At 64.5% G+C, this 16,590-nt stretch carries 14 protein-coding genes and 1 pseudogene; 6 read left to right on the top strand and 9 right to left on the bottom strand.

Annotated elements, in window-relative coordinates:
- Positions 1–5: 5 nt before the first annotated feature.
- Positions 6–1,385, bottom strand: coding sequence for a 3-carboxy-cis,cis-muconate cycloisomerase (locus LJ656_RS10210; RefSeq protein ID WP_230509241.1), 1,380 nt, complete (start codon positions 1,383–1,385; stop codon positions 6–8).
- Here LJ656_RS10210 and LJ656_RS10205 point away from each other — a divergent pair.
- The gene (locus LJ656_RS10205; protein ID WP_230509238.1) at positions 1,384–1,605 is read left to right on the top strand and encodes a hypothetical protein; all 222 of its coding nucleotides are present in this window, start codon (positions 1,384–1,386) and stop codon (positions 1,603–1,605) included. The two genes, LJ656_RS10210 and LJ656_RS10205, sit on opposite strands and share 2 nt — an antisense overlap.
- A gap of 68 nt (positions 1,606–1,673) precedes the next feature.
- Here LJ656_RS10205 and LJ656_RS10200 read toward each other — a convergent pair whose 3' ends face one another.
- Together LJ656_RS10200 and LJ656_RS10195 are read right to left on the bottom strand one after the other, a co-directional pair.
- Positions 1,674–2,333 (bottom strand): 3-oxoacid CoA-transferase subunit B, encoded by a 660-nt coding sequence (locus LJ656_RS10200; protein WP_230509236.1) that lies wholly within the window; start codon positions 2,331–2,333, stop codon positions 1,674–1,676.
- 13 nt (positions 2,334–2,346) lie between these two features.
- A complete protein-coding gene (locus tag LJ656_RS10195; protein ID WP_075297241.1) occupies positions 2,347–3,054 on the bottom strand; it encodes a 3-oxoacid CoA-transferase subunit A in 708 nt (235 codons plus the stop codon).
- Positions 3,055–3,541: 487 nt separating this feature from the next.
- Here LJ656_RS10195 and LJ656_RS10190 point away from each other — a divergent pair.
- The 3 genes and pseudogenes from LJ656_RS10190 to LJ656_RS10180 all read left to right on the top strand — a co-directional run.
- Positions 3,542–4,468 (top strand): annotated as a pseudogene (locus LJ656_RS10190) (LysR family transcriptional regulator); the annotation flags it as partial.
- A gap of 121 nt (positions 4,469–4,589) precedes the next feature.
- The gene (folE, locus tag LJ656_RS10185; RefSeq protein ID WP_230509233.1) at positions 4,590–5,228 is read left to right on the top strand and encodes a GTP cyclohydrolase I FolE; all 639 of its coding nucleotides are present in this window, start codon (positions 4,590–4,592) and stop codon (positions 5,226–5,228) included.
- A gap of 105 nt (positions 5,229–5,333) precedes the next feature.
- The gene (locus LJ656_RS10180; protein ID WP_230509231.1) at positions 5,334–6,491 is read left to right on the top strand and encodes a VTT domain-containing protein; all 1,158 of its coding nucleotides are present in this window, start codon (positions 5,334–5,336) and stop codon (positions 6,489–6,491) included.
- A gap of 29 nt (positions 6,492–6,520) precedes the next feature.
- Here the strand turns inward: LJ656_RS10180 and LJ656_RS10175 are convergent, their stop codons facing one another.
- A complete protein-coding gene (locus LJ656_RS10175; protein WP_230509229.1) occupies positions 6,521–7,378 on the bottom strand; it encodes a CHAD domain-containing protein in 858 nt (285 codons plus the stop codon).
- A 384-nt stretch (positions 7,379–7,762) separates the two neighbouring features.
- Between LJ656_RS10175 and LJ656_RS10170 the strand changes: the two genes are divergently transcribed.
- Positions 7,763–9,349, top strand: coding sequence for an inorganic phosphate transporter (locus LJ656_RS10170; protein ID WP_230509228.1), 1,587 nt, complete (start codon positions 7,763–7,765; stop codon positions 9,347–9,349).
- A 93-nt stretch (positions 9,350–9,442) separates the two neighbouring features.
- Here LJ656_RS10170 and ppk2 read toward each other — a convergent pair whose 3' ends face one another.
- Positions 9,443–10,369: a polyphosphate kinase 2 gene (gene ppk2, locus LJ656_RS10165; protein WP_230509227.1), complete on the bottom strand. Its 927-nt coding sequence runs from the start codon at positions 10,367–10,369 to the stop codon at positions 9,443–9,445.
- Between the two features lie 217 nt (positions 10,370–10,586).
- Entirely contained in the window at positions 10,587–10,985 is a 399-nt protein-coding gene (locus LJ656_RS10160) for a VOC family protein (RefSeq protein ID WP_230509225.1), read from the bottom strand.
- 115 nt (positions 10,986–11,100) lie between these two features.
- Between LJ656_RS10160 and LJ656_RS10155 the strand changes: the two genes are divergently transcribed.
- Entirely contained in the window at positions 11,101–12,150 is a 1,050-nt protein-coding gene (locus LJ656_RS10155) for a S1C family serine protease (RefSeq protein WP_230509223.1), read from the top strand.
- Between the two features lie 167 nt (positions 12,151–12,317).
- Here LJ656_RS10155 and ggt read toward each other — a convergent pair whose 3' ends face one another.
- The 3 genes from ggt to LJ656_RS10140 all read right to left on the bottom strand — a co-directional run bounded on the left by ggt (position 12,318) and on the right by LJ656_RS10140 (position 16,564).
- On the bottom strand, positions 12,318–14,045 hold the full coding sequence (gene ggt, locus LJ656_RS10150) for a gamma-glutamyltransferase (protein WP_230509222.1): 1,728 nt from the start codon (positions 14,043–14,045) through the stop codon (positions 12,318–12,320).
- A gap of 120 nt (positions 14,046–14,165) precedes the next feature.
- Entirely contained in the window at positions 14,166–15,569 is a 1,404-nt protein-coding gene (locus LJ656_RS10145; protein WP_230509220.1) for an MFS transporter, read from the bottom strand.
- A 230-nt stretch (positions 15,570–15,799) separates the two neighbouring features.
- On the bottom strand, positions 15,800–16,564 hold the full coding sequence (locus LJ656_RS10140; RefSeq protein ID WP_230509219.1) for a phosphocholine cytidylyltransferase family protein: 765 nt from the start codon (positions 16,562–16,564) through the stop codon (positions 15,800–15,802).
- Positions 16,565–16,590 lie beyond the last annotated feature (26 nt).

Here is a 16,590-nt window from a genome sequence, read left to right as displayed (position 1 = left end):
GCCGGTTACTCCTTGGAATGGGCGCGCTGCGCGCGCGAGGTGTGAAGCGCCAGCGCGGCGTCGACATATGCGTGCGCCTGGCCGACGTATTGAGCGGGATCGAGCAACTGCTGCAGACGCTCGGACGAAAGATGCTGGGTCACCGCGGGATCGGCGGCAAGCACGTCATGGAGCGTCTTGCCTTCGGCGATCGCCGCCTTCGATGCGCGCTCGACCAGATGATGCGCGTCGAGCCGGCCGATGCTGTCGCCGAGCGCGAGCATCACCGCTTCGCCGAGGATCAGTCCGCGCGTGACGTCGAGATTCTTGGCGAGGCGCGCAACATTGACGTTCAGGCCCGCGGCGATCTGTTCGATATTCGCGAGCGCGCCGCCGGCCAGACGCGCGAGGTCCGGCAGCGCGTCCCATTCGGCTTGCCAGCCACCGAGCGCGCGCTCGTGTTCCTGCACCATGCCGGCAAACACGGTGGCGACCAGCCCGGGCGCGCGCGTCGCCGCGGTCAGCACGGCCGCGCAGCCGACCGGGTTGCGCTTGTGCGGCATCGTCGACGAACCGCCCTTGCCGGCCGCGGCGGGCTCGGCGAGTTCGTCGATTTCGGTTTGCATTTGCAGCGACACGTCGCGCGCGATCTTGCCGAGCGTACCGATCAGCATGCCGAACAAAGAGGCGGTTTCGGCGATGCGGTCGCGTTGCGTATGCCATGGCAGCGTCGGCAGCGCGAGGCCGAGTTCCCCGGCGAGCGAGCGGCTGACCTGCGGGGCCGCGTCGCGCAGACTCGCGAGCGTGCCGGCCGCGCCGCCGAATTGCAGCACCAGCACGCGCGCGCGCAGTTCTTCGAGACGCTCGCGATGACGCAGCAGCGCGTCGAGCCATTGCGCGAATTTCAGGCCGAGCGTGATAGGCAGTGCCTGTTGCAGCCACGTGCGGCCGATCATCGGCGTCGCGCGATGGGCGGCCGCGAGTTTCGCGATTGCATCGCAGGTCGTTTGCAGGCCGCTGTCGAGCAGATCGAAGGTGTCGCGCAGTTGCAGCACCGTCGCGGTATCGATGATGTCCTGGCTGGTCGCGCCCCAGTGCACGTATTTGCCGGCTTCGGCATCGGCCGCCTTCACGCGCGCGGTCAGTTGCTTGACGAGCGGAATCGCGAGGTTGCCGCCGAGCGCGGCGTCGCGCGCGAGTGCCTCGGCATCGAGTTGATCGGCCTGGCAGGCCGCTTCGATCGCCGGCACCGCGGCGGCGGGAATCACCTGGTGGGCGGCCGAAGCGCGCGCGAGCGCGGCTTCGACGTCGAGCATCCGCTGCAGCGTGGCATGCGGCGACCAGATATCGTTCATCGGCTGTGTGCCGCAGAGAAGGCCGGTCAGACGGGCGCTGGAGTCGAGCATGGTGACGATCTTCGAGGAATCGGGGAAAGCGGAAGTGAAGGAGCGGCGCGGCGGATCACGCTGCACGGCGTCGCGCCGGCGCGGCGTGAAGCTGCATCGCGCGGGCGCTCGCCCGTTACAGCACGGCGGCGCCGGTGCCGCGTTCATGGCTGCATATTGTGCGCCAAAACAGGTCCGGCACGTCGCCGAAGTTACCAGGCCAGCGCTGACGGGACCGTGATCTCATCGGCGCTGGCCTGAACGCGACGCGCTGCGCGTCGCGTGGGTACAGCGGAAGAACGGCGGCTATCAGGCCGCGCGTGCCGCCTGGGTGCCGTCGGTCATCGGCACGCCGGTCAGCTTCTGCAGTTCGTCGAAGCCGATATCCGTGAAGATCTCGCGCACGACGAGCCCTTCCTTCGTCACGTCGATCATCGCGAGGTCCGTATAGATACGGGTCACGCAGCCGATCCCGGTGACCGGGTACGAGCATTCGGCGGTGATCTTGCTTTCGCCCTGCTTGGTCAGGTGTTCCATCATCACGTACACCTGCTTCGCGCCGATCGCGAGGTCCATCGCGCCGCCGACCGCCGGAATCGCATCCGGTGCGCCGGTGTGCCAGTTCGCGAGGTCGCCCTTGGCCGACACCTGGAACGCGCCGAGCACGCAGAAGTCGAGATGGCCGCCGCGCATCATCGCGAACGAATCCGCGTGATGGAAGAATGCGCCGCCCGTCAGCAGCGTGACGTGCTGCTTGCCGGCGTTGATCAGTTCGTCGTCTTCCTCGCCCTTCGCCGGTGCCGGGCCCATGCCGAGCAGACCGTTTTCGCTGTGCAGGAAGATTTCCTTGTCGGCGCCGAGGTGGTTCGCCACCAGCGTCGGCACGCCGATGCCGAGGTTCACGTACGCGCCTTCAGGGATGTCCTGGGCAACGCGCTTGGCCATTTCATCGCGGGTCAGTTTTTTCATGTCGGTCTCCGGTTCAGGCAGCGGCGTCGTGAGGATTCGGCGCCGGGGCATGTGCCGCTTGCGGCACTTCGATCACGCGTTGCACGAAGATGCCGGGCGTGACGATCACTTCCGGATCGAGCGCGCCGAGCGGCACCACTTGCGACACCTGGACGATCGCGGTCTTCGCGGCGCTCGCCATGATCGGGCCGAAGTTACGCGCGGTCTTGCGATAGGTCAGGTTGCCCCAGCGGTCGCCCTTGTACGCCTTGATCAGCGCGAAGTCGGCGTGCAGCGGCGCTTCGAGCACATAGTGCTTGCCGTCGATCAGGCGCGTTTCCTTGCCTTCGGCGAGCTTGGTGCCGTACGCGGTCGGCGTGAAGAAGCCGCCGATGCCGGCGCCCGCCGCGCGGATGCGCTCGGCGAGGTTGCCTTGCGGCACGAGTTCGAGTTCGATTTCGCCGGCGCGATAGAGCGCGTCGAACACATACGAATCGGTCTGGCGCGGGAACGAGCAGATGATCTTGCGCACGCGCTTGGCTTTGAGCAGCGCCGCGAGGCCGATGTCGCCGTTACCTGCGTTGTTGTTGACGATGGTCAGGTCGCGCGCGCCCTGCTCGATCAGCGCGTCGATCAGCTCGGACGGCATGCCGGCCGTGCCGAAGCCGCCGATCATGACGGTCGCGCCGTCGTGGACATCGGCGACCGCCGATTGAAGTGTCTCGAAAATCTTGTTGATCATGTCGAATTTCCTTTGGGGGCGCTACGTGCCGTAGGGCTGACAGCCCTCACCGGTCAGGCTCGCGGCAAGGCTCGCGCGGAAACAGGCTCCGGGCAATGCTGGCGACGGCTCGCGCGCTGCGAAGCGGGCTGGCGCCTTCGGTTGGTTCACCACCGGGTTGCTCGATATAGCCAGAAAGTTCGGTATATGAACAGTGATTCGTTTAGCGAACGCTGCGGCGATTATGGTTGCGCAGCGGCCGGCTTGTCAAGGCAGGAAAACCCCCTTCATGATAGGCGTCAAAAGACGGCGGCAGCGAGCCGCTATGCGCCGGGGCGTGCTCCGTGAGGTGCGCCAGGTTGCGCGCGAAAACGCCGGCTACGGCAAATCCGACTATGCTGACGGGCGATTTTTCACCTAGGCTTTATAACGTTCAGCGATAACGGCGCTGCGTGCCGCCCGTGCCCGCATTTGCCTGCCCGCTTGTCCTAGCCCAAACATAACAAGCATGTCCGAGACATCCCTGGATCTTAATCTGATCCCCTACCTGGTCGCGATGGAAGACACGCGCAACGTGAGCCGCGCGGCCGAACAATTGGGCGTGAGCCAACCGCGCGTGAGCACCGCGCTCGGCCGGCTGCGCGAATACTTCGACGACCCGCTGTTCGTGCGCACCTCGAAAGGCATGGAACCGACGCCGCGCGCGCTGGCGATCCTGCCGGCCGCGCGCGACGCGCTGCTGCGAATCGAAAAAGGCATGCTCGACGTGCAGGATTTCGATCCGGCGACCAGCACCCATACGTTCTCGATCGCGCTCTCCGACGTCGGCGAGATCGTGTTTCTGCCGCGGCTGTTGCAGCTTTTTGCGCAGCGCGCGCCGCACGCGAATCTGCGCTCGGTCTCGTTGTCGCCCGCGCAGGTCGAACGCGGGCTCGAATCGGGCGACGTCGATCTGGCGGTCGGCTATTTCCCCGATCTGGCGGGCACCAACTTTTTTCAGCAGCGGCTCTTCACCCATCGTTTCATCTGCCTGATGCGCAGCGGCCATCCGCTCGCCGAAGGGCCGCTTACGCTCGACCAATACGTCGCGTCCGGCCATGCGGTGGTGCGCGCCGAGGGCCGCAGCCAGGAAGTGCTCGAACAATATCTGGAGAAGAAGCGCATCAAGCGTCGCGCGGTGCTCGAGACGCCGCACTTCATGAGCCTGCCGTTTATCCTCGCGCGCACCGATCTGCTCGCCACGGTCCCGCACGCGATCGGCTTCGCGTATGTGTCCGAGCACGCTTCGATCACGCTGGTCGAGCCGCCGCTGCCGTTGCCGCACTTCGATCTGCGCCAGCACTGGCATCGCAAGTTTCATAACGATCCGCGCGGCGGCTGGCTGCGCGGCGTGGTCGCCGAACTGTTCAACGATGCGCTCGACGAGTGGCCGAAGTACGCGACGCCGGCAGGCGCAGCGGCACCCCGCGACGCAAAAACATGGAACAATGGCCGAATCAGTTACTGACCCCGCGCGCAACCCGCCGCGTCGGCGCGCGATCCAGAAGGAGCGACGCATGACCAGCAGCAAGGCAAAGAAAACCAAACCCGCAGCGGCCGTCGAACGTCCGAGCCGCGATGAAGCCGAGGCGGCCGTGCGCGTGCTGTTGCGCTGGGCCGGCGACGACCCGAAGCGCGAAGGCCTGCTCGATACGCCGGCGCGTGTCGTGCGCGCGTACGAGGAGTTCTTCGCGGGCTACCAGACCGACCCACGCGAGATCCTCACGCGCACCTTCTCCGAAGTGGACGGCTACGACGAAATGATCGTGCTGAAGGACATCCGCTTCGAAAGCTATTGCGAACACCATATGGTGCCGATCATCGGCCGAGCGCACGTCGCGTATCTGCCGAATCACCGGGTGGTCGGCATCTCGAAACTCGCGCGGCTGGTCGATGCGTTCGCGAAGCGGCTGCAGATCCAGGAAAAGATGACAGTGCAGATCGCCGATACACTGAACGACGTGCTGCAACCGGCGGGCGTCGGCGTGATTCTCGAAGCCGCGCACCAGTGCATGTCCACGCGCGGCGTGCACAAGGCCGGCGTGACGATGGTCACCTCGCGCATGATCGGCACCTTCCGCACCGATCCGTCGACGCGGCGCGAGTTTCTGTCGATCGTCGGCAGTCCCGGCGTGATGGCGGTGCCCAATACCTGAACGGCGTCGGACCGCCGGCTCGACGCCGCTTCAACCGCCACTTCAACCGCCACTTCAACCGCCACTTCAACCGCCGCTTCAACCGCAGCAACAGGAGCGCCTCAATTGCTCGAGTTTCCGACGTCGGCGGTTGCCAGCTGGGGCAGCGCGATCGTCTTTGCGAACGTTCTGCTGACGCGCCTCGGCTTGCCGATTCCGGCCGTGCCGGTGCTGCTGTTCGCCGGCTCGGCGATCGCCGCCGGCACGCTGTCGTTCTGGCCGATCCTCGGCGCGGCGATGCTCGGCGCGCTGATCGGCGACGGCACGTGGTTCGCCGCCGGGCGTCTGTATGGACGCACGCTGCTGGCATGGCTCGGCCGCCTGTCGCCGGCCGTCGATGCGAAGCTCGACCTCGCGCGCTCGCTATTCGAACGCTATGGCGTGCCGCTCGTGTCGGTCTCGAAGTTCGTGCCCGGGCTCGGGCTGATCACGCCGCCGCTGATGGGCACGACTGCCGTCGATGTCCGTCTCTACGCGCTGTGGGAGTTCGCCAGCGTGCTCGCGTGGGCGAGCGTCTGGTTGCTCGGCGGCGCCGCGATCGAACGCGAACTGCGTATGCTGCGCGAATTTGTGGTCGCGCGCGGCGGCACGCTGGCCGACATGCTGGTCGGCGTGGCGCTCCTCTATCTGGGTTACCGGCTGTATCTACGCCATCGCCAGCGGCGTCTGCTGGCGATGGCCGCCGCGCGGCGCAGCGCGCCGATGTTGGGCGCGCCGGCGCCCGCGCCGCAGCGCGGGTCGTGGCCGGCCACGCCGGACGAATCCGCGCCGCCAGCCACGCGGCCGGCCGCCGTCCCCGTCGCGGGTCGCTGGGGACGCTTCGGCCCGATCGGCCGCATCGCGCCGTCGCGTGTGCTCGATACGCGCCCCGGCGCACCGCTCGTCGAACTGCAGCGCTATTTCCCCGGCGCGCTCGCGCTCGATCCCCATAGTCCCGAGCAACTCGACGGCGCACTGCGCGCGCATGACGTGGTGATCTACTGCATTTGTCCGGACCACACGACCGCGGCCGAAGTGTCGCAACGGATGCGCGGCAACGGCTATACGCGGATTCGGGCGCTGCGCGGCGGACTCGATGCATGGCAACGGCGCGGCTTTCCGGTCGGCCTGCCGGCCGCGGCAAACGACGCGACGGCCAACCAGGCGGCGCCCTGGCTGCGCGACGCGACCCAGGGCGCGGTGACGTTACGCGGCTTCGCGCCCCGCAGCGGGCGACGCGCGTGAGGAAGTCGCGTAGACCCCGACGAGCAGACTCAGTCGAGCAATTTTGCCGCCGCGCGCAGACGGCGTTTGCGCTCCCTGTTCAGCCAGTCCAGCGCGGCGTCTATCTCGCCGCTGCCGCTCCCGCTGGCGCTTACTAACGCGGCGTTGTCGCGCAATAGCGTCGCGCTGGCGACGGTGTCGTTCAGCATCCCGAAGCGCTTTTGCAGTCGTTTCAGACGCTTCAGCATGCGCTTATGGCCGCCCTGCAATTGCGGCCCGAAAAACTCGAACAGATAGCGCAATTTTTTGCCTGCCTTTCTGACTTCGTGAAAAGCCGCATAGTCGGAACGCTTCGCGCGCCGCGCGCGCTTGATGCGTTTTTTTAGCGTGCGCTCCGATGCGTTCACGCGTTTGGCGGCGAACTTGTGCAGTGCAATGCGCGGCATATGCGCGGTATTCAGCTGCGCGGTCGTGGTCGTGAACGCGTCGCGCAGCAGATGCTTGACGTCGGCATTGAGCAGCGTGTCGCGGCTGACCGCGAGCGTTTCGCCGCGCGCCTGCTGCAGCTTCGGCAACAGATCCTTGGCGCCGCCCGGTTGATCTTTCAGCAGTTCGATCAGGATGTCCCAGTCGCGGGTCTTGCCGGCCGCCGTCGCCAGAAACTGGTAGACCGCGCGTTGCCGGGCGTTTTCGCCCTTGTCCAGCAGCGGCGCGAATGCCCACCACAAGGAACGCACGCGCCGCAACGAGACGCGCAGTTTGTGCAGCGCTTCGGGCGACGGATCGTCATGGACCGCATCGGCCAGCGCGATCGTCTCGCCGATCAGCGGCCCCGCATAGGCGCCGAAAGCCTGTTGCGCGGAGGCTTCGGGAGTGGGCTGCAGAGTACTTTCGCTGTCAGACTTCATCGACGCTCCTCGACAGATGACGATAAGTTCAGCGTAGCAAAAACGGTGCACGCGGGGGATTCGCATGCGCATCGGCGCGTTCCCAGCGCACGCAGCGCAGCAACCCAATTCAAGCAGATTCAAGCGAATACTCGTAGGGGGCACAACGTATTCGCCGTTTGTTTCATAGCCTTTCCCGGTGTAGTTTTTTCACTGTTGTAGTTCGGATTTCTGAATTTTTCCGACCCGCCCAGCGGAGGTTCGATTCATCCCTGCGACAAGCGGCGCAAGCCCCGTGCCGCACCCGTTCTGGCGGCGCTGCGGCGCCGTCATGCAATTGTCATCATTGCGACACATCACGCCAGCAGCATCGGGAGTCCGCGACAACCTTTTGAGGCTTATGCCATGCCGGAACTTTCGTATCCGCAACCCGGCGCCGCTAGCGGCAAAGGGCGTAACTTCGGACTGTTTATTTTTCTGGCCCTGCTGGCGGGCGGCATCGTATATTGCGCGGTCCATCTCCTCGACGATTTACAGTCCGTGCGCGAAAGCTCGGTATTGCCGTATCTGCTGTTGGGCGTTGCGCTGCTAATCGCACTCGGCTTCGAGTTCGTCAATGGCTTTCACGATACGGCCAACGCGGTGGCCACCGTGATCTATACCCATTCGCTAACGCCCAATCTCGCGGTCGTGTGGTCGGGTGCGTGGAATTTTCTCGGCGTGCTCACTTCGAGCGGCGCGGTTGCATTCGGCATCCTGCAACTGCTGCCGGTCGAACTGATTCTGCAGGTCGGCAGCAGCGCCGGCTTCGCGATGGTGTTCGCACTGCTGATCGCCGCGATTATCTGGAATCTCGGCACCTGGTATTTCGGCCTGCCGTCGTCGAGTTCGCATACGCTGATCGGCTCGATCATCGGCGTCGGTCTGATGAACCAGATGCTGCATGGCGCAAACGGCACGAGCGGGGTCGACTGGAATCAGGCACTCGGCGTCGGCAAGTCGCTGCTGTTCTCGCCGCTGATCGGCTTTCTGCTCGCCGGTCTGTTGCTGCTGATTCTCAAAGCGCTGGTGCGGGTGCCGGCGCTCTATGCCGAGCCGCAAGGCAAAGAGCCGCCGCCGTTCTGGATTCGCTGTTTGCTGATTCTGACCTGCACCGGCGTGTCGTTCGCGCACGGTTCGAACGACGGCCAGAAAGGCATGGGCCTGATCATGCTGATCCTGATCGGCACGGTGCCCACCGCGTATGCGCTGAACAAGGCGGTCACAACCGAGCAGACGCAGAACTTCATCGCCGTCGCGCAGCAGACGTCGGCGATGCTCGCCCGCCACACCCAGGGCGCGGCGCCTTCGGCGAACCCGCGTGCCGATGTCGAGCAATTCGTGCGCACCCGGCAGCTGACGCCCGCCACGCTGCCGGCCTTGCAGCAATTGACCGCGCAGATCGGCCAGCAGGTCGGCTCGTATGGTTCGATGGCCGCGGTGCCGCAGAGCGTCGTCGATAACGTGCGCAACAACATGTATGTGACATCCGAGGCGATTCGTTTGATGCAAAAGGCCAATCAGCCGCAGTTCTCAGCCGAGGACGCCAAGGTCATCGGCAACTTCAGAAAGCAGATCGACGGCGCCACCAAATTTATTCCGACGTGGGTCAAAGTCGCGGTGGCGATCGCGCTGGGGCTCGGCACGATGGTCGGCTGGAAGCGCATCGTCGTAACGGTCGGCGAGAAGATCGGCAAGCAGCATCTGACCTATGGGCAAGGCGCCGCCGCCGAAGTCGTCGCGATGGTTACGATCGGCGCCGCCGATGTGTATGGCCTGCCGGTATCGACGACCCATGTGCTGTCGTCCGGCGTGGCCGGCACGATGGCCGCCAACGGTTCGGGTCTGCAATGGGGCACGGTGCGCAGTCTGCTGCTGGCCTGGGTGCTGACGTTGCCCGCGTCGATCGGGCTCGCGGCCGGCCTGTACTGGTTATTTCGCACGGTGTTCTAAGCGCGGACAAGCGTAGCTTCAAGGACAAAAAAAGCGCGGTACATAAAGTACCGCGCTTTTTTATTGGGCCGCCGCGCGACGCGCGGCTCGCTATCAATATGTTTCGGGCACGATCATCGCCTGCGGCACCGGCTGACGGCTATAGTCCTCGTGATAAACACGCGACGGCAATTCGATCTGCGGATGCTCGATCTCGTGATACGGCACCTGGCTAAGCAGATGATGAATGCAGTTCAGACGCGCGCGTTTCTTGTCGACCGCCTGCACGACCCACCAGGGCGCCTCCGGAATATGCGAGCGCTGCAGCATCACCTCTTTTGCCTGCGTATAGGCTTCCCAGCGACGCCGGCTTTCCAGATCCATCGGGCTCAGTTTCCACTGCTTGAGCGGATCGTGAATCCGGTTCTGGAAGCGGATTTCCTGCTCTTCGTCGGTAATCGAAAACCAGTACTTGAGAATCTGCACGCCGCTGCGCACCAGCATCTTTTCGAACTCGGGCACCGAGCGGAAGAACTCTTCGTACTCGTCGTCGGTGCAGAAGTTCATTACGCGCTCGACACCCGCGCGGTTATACCAGCTGCGATCGAACAGCACCATTTCGCCGCCGGCCGGCAAATGCGAAACGTAACGCTGGAAATACCATTGCGTGCGCTCGCGATTGTTCGGCGCGGGCAGCGCGGCGACGCGGCATACGCGCGGATTGAGCCGCTGCGTGATGCGCTTGATCGCGCCGCCTTTACCGGCCGCATCGCGGCCCTCGAAAATCACCACCAGCCGATGACCGGTGTGGACGATCCAGTCCTGCAGCTTGACCAGTTCGCCCTGCAGCCGGAACAGTTCGCGGAAATAGTGCTTGCGCGACTCGCGATACTCGGCGGTAAAGCCGTCAGGACCGTCGAGGATCCGATCGTCGACTTCCATTTCGAGTTCTTCGTCGTAGGCATCGATCAGGTCTTCCTCGAAACGGCGCTGCCGCTCCGCCATCAGTTCGGCTTCCGATCTCGGGTCCGGCTCTTTCATTGCGGCTCTCCTCGCAACAGGAATGGAATGGCGCGCGGCGGCAAGCGCGACGCGGGCGCGTTCGATTGTCGAAGCGCGAGGTGTCACGCGTATTACCGCAACCGGCGCGCCTGGGGCGATCTTCATGATAGCGAGTTTTGCGCGCGAAGCCGCCGCCGGCGGCTGGTTCAGCCCGCGTCTGCCCGAAGCTTCGCGTCGGTTACCGCGTCTTTCAACGCTAACGCAGCGGTCGCGCAAAGCTCAGTTCGTGGCCATCGGGATCGGTGATATGGAAATAGCGCTCGCCCCACGGGGCGTCCGCCGGCGCAAACGACGGCTGCAATCCGGCCGCGAGCGCCGTGCGATAGATCGCATCGACATCCGAAACATAGATAATCACGCGGCCCCACCAGTTGACCGGCGCGCGGGGATCGGCGATCAGGTTCAGATACGAGCCGCCGAATTCGAACGACGTGAATGCTTCCCGCGGACCGCCGAACTTGAGCGGAAAGCCGAGCGCCAGATAGAACGGCACCGCGCGCTGCATATCGGCGGTCGCGAGGGTGATCGCGCTGAGCGATTCGATACGCGGTTCGGTTGGCGTGGAGGGTGACGCTGAAAAGGCGGCTGCGGACATAGCGGGGTCTCCGTGGCGCGTGACAGGCGGCGGGTGGTTGGCATGAGCGTAAGGGTACCCTTGAAAAGCCGCGCGGCGCCCCGCATTTCGCAACCCGTTTATCCGGAGCATCGCAATGGGAAGCCGCCCACGCTTCATCGATGACCTGACGAGCGCCGCCTCCGACGCCCCAAGGCCCCAATCCACCGCCCTACTCAACCCCGACGACGACGCGCTGCTCGATGCGTACTCGCGCACCGTAATCGGCGCGCTGGAACGCGTGCAGCAGGCGGTCGCGTTTATCGCGGTCGAACGCCGGCTGCCCGGCGAGCCTTCCGCGCAAGGCCGCGGCGCGCGCGGCGGCAGCGGTTCGGGTTTTCTATTCACGCCCGACGGCTATCTGCTGACCAATAGTCATGTCGTGCATGGCGCGACGCATATCCAGGTGACGCTCGCCGACGGCACGAAGTTCGACGCCGATCTGGTCGGCGACGACCCCGGCAGCGATCTGGCGGTACTGCGGATCGGTTCGCCGGAACCACTGCCGCATGTCGAGCTGGGCGATTCGTCGAAGCTGCGGGTCGGGCAGATCGCGATTGCGGTCGGCAATCCGCTCGGTCTGCAACAGACGGTGACGACCGGTGTGATTTCGGCGCTCGGCCGTTCGCTGCGCTCGAACTCGGGTCGAATGATCTACGACGTGATCCAGACCGACGCGGCGCTCAATCCGGGCAATTCCGGCGGGCCGCTGATCAATTCGGCGGGTCAGGTGATCGGCGTGAATACCGCGATCATCCCCGGCGCGCAGGCGATCTGCTTCGCGACCGCGATCGATACCGCGAAGTGGGTGATCATGCAGATCTTTGCGCATGGCCGGGTGCGGCGCGCGTATATCGGCGTGGCCGGCACCACCACGCCGCTATCGCGGCGCGTGCAGCGCTATTTCGGTCTGAGCGCGACGAGCGGCGTGCATGTGATGGAGCTGGTCAAGGGCAGCCCGGCCGCGCTTGGCGGCCTGCGCACCGACGACACGATCGTCGCGATCGACGCGCAGCCGGTGCACGATGTGGATAGCCTGCAACGCACGTTGGACGCTTCGCGGATCGACAGGCCGGTGAATGTGACGGTGCTGCGCGGCGCGCAGCGGGTCGAACTGACGGTGACGCCGGTGGAGCAGGCGGGGTGATCGGCAAGGCTGGCCGCGTTGCGGCCAGCGGGGCGTGGGGCCGGTTTACGACTCTACAGTCAACCCTACATCGAACCCTACATTCCAGCCGGCACGGCGACGAAAAAGCCCATAAAAATCAGTTCATTATGGGCCTTCCCAGCCGTCGCGGAACCCTACACTCAACCCTACTTCACCACCCGCGCCACCCCACGCCCGCGCGGATCTGCCGCCGGCTCCGGCTTATCGCCGTCGATCCTGATCACCTGGATATCGCCGTTGAACCCCTGCCCCGACAACGTATAGCCCTTCGCTTCGATCTGCTTCGCAAGCTCGCCGTCGATCGGCTTATACGGCTCCCAGAAAATCGTATTCGCCGGCAATAGCTGATGATGGAAACGCATCGCGGCAAGCGCATCGGGCAGCGGCATCTCGTAGTCGTAGAGGTTGTTGATCACCTGGAAGATCGACGTAAAAATACGCGAGCCGCCCGGCGTACCGATCACCAGCGCAACCTTGCCGTCGCGGGTCAGAATGGTCGGCGTCATCGACGACAGCGGGCGCTTTTTCGGCTCGATCGCATTCGCGTCGCTGCCCACCACGCCGAACATATTCGCGGCGCCAGGCTTGGCCGAGAAGTCGTCCATCTCGTCGTTCAACACGATGCCCGCGCGGTCGACCACCACGCCCGCGCCGAATGGGCCATTGAGCGTATAGGTGTTCGATACCGCGTTACCCCATTTATCGACCACCGAAAAATGCGTGGTCTCCGCTTTCTCCGGCATCGACGTGCCGAGCCCCGCCTGCACGCTCGTCGTATCGGAAGGCGCATTCGGATTGACCTCGCCCGCACGCCTGGCGACGTACGCGTCATCGATCAGTTGCGCGACCGGCACGTTATAGAAGTCCGGATCGCCGAGATATTGCGCGCGATCCGCGAATACGCGCTTCTCGATCTCCGCGAGCAGATGCACATATTGCGGGGAATTGAGCGACACGCCCTTGAAGTCCGGCGCAAGATCCGCCTTCATCTTCAGCAACTGCACGAGGCCGATGCCACCCGAACTCGGCGGCGGCGCGGTAATCACGCGATAGCCACGCCACTCGGCCTGCACCGGCTCGCGCCACGCGGCCTTGTATTGCGCGAGATCGGCCTTGGTAATCAGACCGTGGCCGCGCATCGACGCGGCAATCAGATCGGCGGTCTTGCCGGTATAGAAATCTTTGGCGCCCTGCTGCGCGATCCGCTCCAGCACCGCGGCCAGATCGGGCTGCGTGAAATTCACGCCCTGCTTCAGATTGCCGAAATAGGTATCGAAATTGGTCTTGCCCGCGAAGCTCTTCGCCGCCGCGTCGCGGCGCGCCTGCAATTTCTCGCTGACCTCGAAACCGTCTTGCGCATAGTGGATGGCCGGCGCCAGCACCTGCTTCCATTTGAGCTTGCCGAACCGACGCTGGGCCTGCCACATCCCATCGACGGTCCCCGGTACGCCGACCGCCCGATAACCGACGAGGCTCATGCCCGGCACGACTTCGCCTTTATCGTCGAGATACATGTTTTTGGTGGCCGCGAGCGGCGCGCGTTCGCGATAGTCGAGAAAGTACGGTTTGCCGTCGACATACAGCGTCATAAAACCGCCGCCGCCGATATTGCCCGCCTCCGGATAAGTCACCGCGAGCGTAAAGGCGATCGCGACGGCCGCATCGACCGCATTGCCGCCTTCGTTGAAAATCCGCTCGGCGGTATCGGCGCTATAGCGATCGGGAACCGCGACCGCCGCGGCGGTCAGAATGGCCGGCTGGGCGGCGGCCGTCTTTGCACTAGCCGGCGTCGGCTGGAGAAAACCGCTGGAAACGGTGACGAGTGCGACCAGCGCGAGGCCGCTGGCTGATTTGATGTGACCGAACAACTTCAAGCCCTCCTGAACAATGACAACGCAATCCGTATGAAGATTTCAGCTGTCCTGCGCTTATAACACGCGCCGTCCGGATTTGCGAAGCCGCCAGGAACACGCGGGAAAGGCTGCGAGCGGCGCTTACGCCCGCCCGCGGCTGCCTCGCGCGATCTCGTCGCCGGCGTCGCGCGGCATCCGCGCGGTGACCGGAATCGATAGAAACGAGAACAGGCCGACCACCAGAAACGCCGGCCAGAAATCGGAGAACACGATCTTCGGATGGCCCTGCAGACGATGCGAAATCTGCAGCACGATGCCCGAAATCGTTACGCCGAGACCGAGCGACATCTGCTGGATCACGCTCGCGACACTCGTCGCGCGGCCCACGTCGCTACCCGGAATATCCGCATAGGCGAGCGAATTGAGCGAGGTAAATTGCAGCGACGGGAAAAAGCCGCCGACCAGCACCACGCACCAGATCACCGAATGCGGCGTGCCGGGGAAAAACAGCCCATAGACCATGATTGCGAGACCCGCGCAAGCGGCATTGGCCATCAGCACGGTGCGAAAGCCGAAATGGCCCAGAATGCGCGACGCGATCGTCTTCATAAAGATCGAGCCGAAAGCCGATGCGCAAGTAATCGCGCCCGCGCGAAACGCGGTCATGCCGAGCCCTTCCTGCAACGCGAGCGGCAATAGAAACGGCACCGCGCCGAGACCGATACGAAACAACGAACCGCCGGCCACGCTCGCATGAAAACTCGGAATGCGCAGCAGACGCAGATCGAGTACCGGCAACGCGACGCGATTCGCGTACGCGACATAGATCAGCAATAGCACGACACCGGTCACGCACATACCGACCGAATTGCGGGTCGACACCAGCTCGCCGCCGACCAGCGACAAGCCCAGCATAAACAGCGACGCGCCGCTCGCCGACAGCACGAAGCCGATCCAGTCGAGCCGACCCGGATGAGGCTCGCGCGTATTGGCGATGTATTTATTGGTGAGCCAGATGCCGAGCAGACCGATCGGCAGATTGATCACGAAGATCAACCGCCAGTGCAGATAGGTGGTGATAAAGCCGCCGAGGGGCGGACCGATCACCGGGCCGAGCAGCGCCGGAATCGACAGATAGTTCATCGCGCGGATGAATTCCGATTTCGGCAGCGAACGGAAAATAATGATGCGCCCGACCGGCACCATCAGCGCGCCGCCGATCCCCTGCACGAAGCGCGCGACCACGAAGGTATCCAGCGATGTGGCGGCCGCGCACATCAGTGAGCCCGCCATAAAGATGCCGATCGCGGTCCGGAACACGGTGCGCGAGCCGAAGCGGTCGGCGACCCATCCGCAGATCGGGATAAAGACGCCGAGGCCGATCACATACGCGGTGACCGCGAGCTTCAGGGTAATCGGATCGTGGCCGAGATCGCGCGCCAGAACCGGCAGCGACGTCACGATAACCGTGCCGTCCACGTTTTCCATGAACATCGCGCATGCGACGATCAGCGGAACGATGAAAGTGCCTAAAGCGAGCAGCATTGTCGTAACGACGGGCGGCCAGGCCTTTGGAGGAAAGCGACGATTATGGCATTGGGGCGGCAACAAATGTTGTTGCGCGAGGGGATTTTGCCGCGGCTAGCCAAAGGAGTGGCGCGGGCAACGTGAGCAAGATGGGCAAGGCGGGGGCAGGCTAGCAGCGCGGACGGCACGCGCTGCGCGAACCACGAGCCGGCGCAAACACCGGCTCGTGGAGCGCGCCGTCGAGATGGTTAGCGCGACGCGCTGACCAGCGGCTGCAACTGCGGCAGGATTTCGTTGGTCGCGCGCGCGACGTCGTTCGGAAAGTCGATCTCGATCCACGGCGCGCCGGTCACGTCCGCGGTATCGAACACCGAGCTGCGTTCGAGCAGCAGGTCGCGCACCGCTTCTTCGTGCGGCATATTCGCCCGGCCGCTGTCGACATAACCGGCGACGATCTCCGTAAAGCGTCGCGCGGTGTCCTGCTGGAAGCGGAAGAAGCCGACCGACTCGCCGATCGTGTCGTACTCCAGATTGACCGCCAGTTGCTTGCGCAACTCGACCGGCACACCGTCTTGCAGACACAGCTTGACCGGCTCGTCGCCCGCTTCGAAATCGCGGTCGATCAGCAGACGGTTCACTGTTTTACCGGCTACCAGCGCGCTTAGGATGCGCTCGTCGTACAGCACGTCCGCATCCATCAGCAGCACATCGCCGCCGCGCGTCAGCGCATCGGCCACCGTATGCACGGTCAGCACGCTGCCCAGATCGAAGCGCGAGTTGATCACGGTCTCGACCGCATGCGGCCAGTTGATCCGCGCGAGTTCCGCCTGCACCGCTTCCGGCTGGAAACCGAGCGCCAGCACGACGTCGGTCACGCCCGCGGTTTCGAGCATCTGCAGATGCCGTTCGAGCAGGCTCATGCCGTCGAACTGCAACAGGCACTTCGGGAACTGGGCTTGCGGCGGCTGCTGAAGACGCAGGCCGAGGCCCGCTGCGAGAATGATGGCGCGCATGCGCGGTCCTTTGAAAAAATACGGAG

It is taken from the genome of Paraburkholderia sejongensis, assembly GCF_020880815.1.
Lineage (GTDB): Bacteria > Pseudomonadota > Gammaproteobacteria > Burkholderiales > Burkholderiaceae > Paraburkholderia > Paraburkholderia sejongensis.
The sequence above is the reverse complement of the archived record's forward strand: the minus strand, read 5'-3'. Positions and strand labels throughout refer to the sequence as shown.

Coding starts and splice junctions, on each gene's coding strand:
- LJ656_RS10205 (WP_230509238.1), top strand. CDS start 1,384: ATGGTGACGATCTTCGAGGAATCGGGGAAAGCGGAAGTGAAGGAGCGG.
- LJ656_RS10210 (WP_230509241.1), bottom strand. CDS start 1,385: ATGCTCGACTCCAGCGCCCGTCTGACCGGCCTTCTCTGCGGCACACAG.
- LJ656_RS10200 (WP_230509236.1), bottom strand. CDS start 2,333: ATGAAAAAACTGACCCGCGATGAAATGGCCAAGCGCGTTGCCCAGGAC.
- LJ656_RS10195 (WP_075297241.1), bottom strand. CDS start 3,054: ATGATCAACAAGATTTTCGAGACACTTCAATCGGCGGTCGCCGATGTC.
- folE (WP_230509233.1), top strand. CDS start 4,590: ATGACCAGCAGCAAGGCAAAGAAAACCAAACCCGCAGCGGCCGTCGAA.
- LJ656_RS10175 (WP_230509229.1), bottom strand. CDS start 7,378: ATGAAGTCTGACAGCGAAAGTACTCTGCAGCCCACTCCCGAAGCCTCC.
- LJ656_RS10170 (WP_230509228.1), top strand. CDS start 7,763: ATGCCGGAACTTTCGTATCCGCAACCCGGCGCCGCTAGCGGCAAAGGG.
- ppk2 (WP_230509227.1), bottom strand. CDS start 10,369: ATGAAAGAGCCGGACCCGAGATCGGAAGCCGAACTGATGGCGGAGCGG.
- LJ656_RS10160 (WP_230509225.1), bottom strand. CDS start 10,985: ATGTCCGCAGCCGCCTTTTCAGCGTCACCCTCCACGCCAACCGAACCG.
- LJ656_RS10155 (WP_230509223.1), top strand. CDS start 11,101: ATGGGAAGCCGCCCACGCTTCATCGATGACCTGACGAGCGCCGCCTCC.
- LJ656_RS10145 (WP_230509220.1), bottom strand. CDS start 15,569: ATGCTGCTCGCTTTAGGCACTTTCATCGTTCCGCTGATCGTCGCATGC.
- LJ656_RS10140 (WP_230509219.1), bottom strand. CDS start 16,564: ATGCGCGCCATCATTCTCGCAGCGGGCCTCGGCCTGCGTCTTCAGCAG.